At 77.1% G+C, this 1,954-nt stretch carries 2 protein-coding genes; both read right to left on the bottom strand.

Going from position 1 to position 1,954, the window contains the following annotated elements; genetic code table 11:
- On the bottom strand, positions 1-768 hold a 768-nt coding region (locus tag ABEB16_RS02040), incomplete at its 3' end, for an HAD family hydrolase (protein ID WP_345710609.1).
- Between the two features lie 55 nt (positions 769-823).
- Positions 824-1,954, bottom strand: a 1,131-nt coding sequence (locus tag ABEB16_RS02035) for a uracil-xanthine permease family protein (protein ID WP_345710608.1), incomplete at its 5' end; no start/stop codon positions are given.

The following is a 1,954-nucleotide window of genomic DNA, read 5'->3' as shown; positions in this document are numbered from 1 at the left end:
CACGAGGGCGGCGCGGGCCGCCAGCCGCCCCGCGCGGCGCGAGCGGCGGAACTCGTGCACCGGCCAGCCGTGCGCCCGCGCGTGCGCCCGCAGCGCCCGGTCCGGGTTGACGACCACGGGGCGGCCCACCAGGGACAGCAGCGGCAGGTCGTGGGCGGAGTCGGAGTAGGCCGCGCAGCGGGCCAGGTCCAGCCCCTCCGCCCGGGCCAGCACCCGCACGGCCTCCGCCTTGGCCGCCCCGTGCACGGGCTCGCCGACCAGGCGGCCGGTGTAGCGCCCCCGCACGCTCTCGGCCACCGTGCCCACCGCGCCGGTGAGCCCCAGGCGGCGGGCGACGACGTCGGCCACCTCCACCGGCGCCGCCGTCACCAGCCACACCGGCTCGCCCCGGTCGCGGTGCCCGCGCGCCAGCGCCTGCGTGCCCGGCCACACCCGCGCCGCCACGTGCTCGTCGTACAGCTCCTCGCCGATGGCGCGGATCTCGGCCACCTCGTGGCCCGCCACGAAGGCCAGCCCGAGCCGGCGCACCTCCCCCACGTGCCGCAGGTTCTCCCCGTGCACCGCGTAGGACAGCGCCCGCCGCGCCCAGAACCGCAGCTCCCTGCTGGTGAAGAAACGCCGCGCGTGCAGGGACCGGGCGAGCAGGAACAGCGACGCCCCGCGGATCATCGTGTTGTCGAGGTCGAAGAAGGCGGCGGCCACCCCCGGGGCGCCGGTACCGGTCGCCCGGCGTGCGGCGGCCAGCACGTCCAGCTCCGGACCCGGCATGCGCGGCATCCTAGGAGCGCCCGGCCGGGTGGCGCCCCGCGCCGGGCCGGGGCGCTCAGCCGGCGCGCGGGACCGTGCCGCGCGCCCGCCCCAGCGCCGTCATCAGGTGGTAGACGGCGACAGCCGCCAGCGTGCCCAGCGCGATGCCGGAGAAGGACAGGTCGCCGGCGTCCCACGTGTAGTCCGCGATGCCCACCACCAGCGCGGTGCCCGCCGTCGTCAGGGCCACCGGCGAGGAGAAGTCCACCCGCGCCTGCACCCAGATGCGGGCGCCCAGCACGCCGATCATCCCGTACAGGACCGTGCCCGCCCCGCCCAGCACCCCGGCCGGCACCGCCGCGATCAGCGCGCCGAACTTCGGGCACAGGCTCAGCAGGACCGCGCAGCCCGCGGCCACCGCGTAGGCGGCGGTGGAGTAGACGCGGGTCGCGGCCATCACCCCGATGTTCTCCGCGTACGTCGTCGTGCCCGAGCCCCCGCCGGCGCCCGCCAGCGTCGTGGCCAGGCCGTCGGCCAGCAGCGCCCGACCCACGAGCGGGTCCAGGTCGGTGCCGGTCATCGCCGCCACCGACTTCACGTGCCCCACGTTCTCCGCGACCAGGACCAGCACGACGGGCAGGAACAGGCCCAGGACGCCGACCTGCAGCTGCGGGGCGGTGAAGTCCGGCAGCCCCACCCAGGCCGCCGAGCGCACCGCGTCGAGCCCGACCTCCCCCCGGACGGCCGCCGCGGCGGTGCCGACGGCGACGCCGACCAGGATCGCCAGGCGCCCGAGCAGACCGCGCAGCAGGACGGTGGCCAGCACGATCGCGAGGATCGTCACCACGGCCGTCACCGGCGCCGTCTCCACGTTGGCCTTCGCCGCCGGCGCGAGGTTGAGGCCGATGAGGGCCACGATCGTCCCCGTCACCACCGGCGGCATGAGGACCTCGATCCAGCGGGTGCCCGCCCGCTGCACCACCAGCCCGACGACGGCCAGCGCCAGACCGGTGACGAGCACGCCGCCGAGCGCGACCGGTGTCCCGCCCGAGGCCTGCGCCGCGCTGATCGGCGCGATGAAGGCGAAGCTGGACCCCAGGTAGCTGGGCAGCCGGCCCCGCGTCAGCAGCAGGAACAGCGCCGTGCCCACCCCGGAGAACAGCAGGGTCGTGGCCGGCGGCAGGCCGGTGAGCACCGGTACCAGGAA

Origin of the sequence: Kineococcus glutinatus (assembly GCF_039542765.1) — a bacterium.
GTDB lineage: Bacteria > Actinomycetota > Actinomycetes > Actinomycetales > Kineococcaceae > Kineococcus_A > Kineococcus_A glutinatus.
Note: the sequence above shows the minus strand (reverse complement) of the source record. Positions and strands in the feature narration are given on the sequence as shown.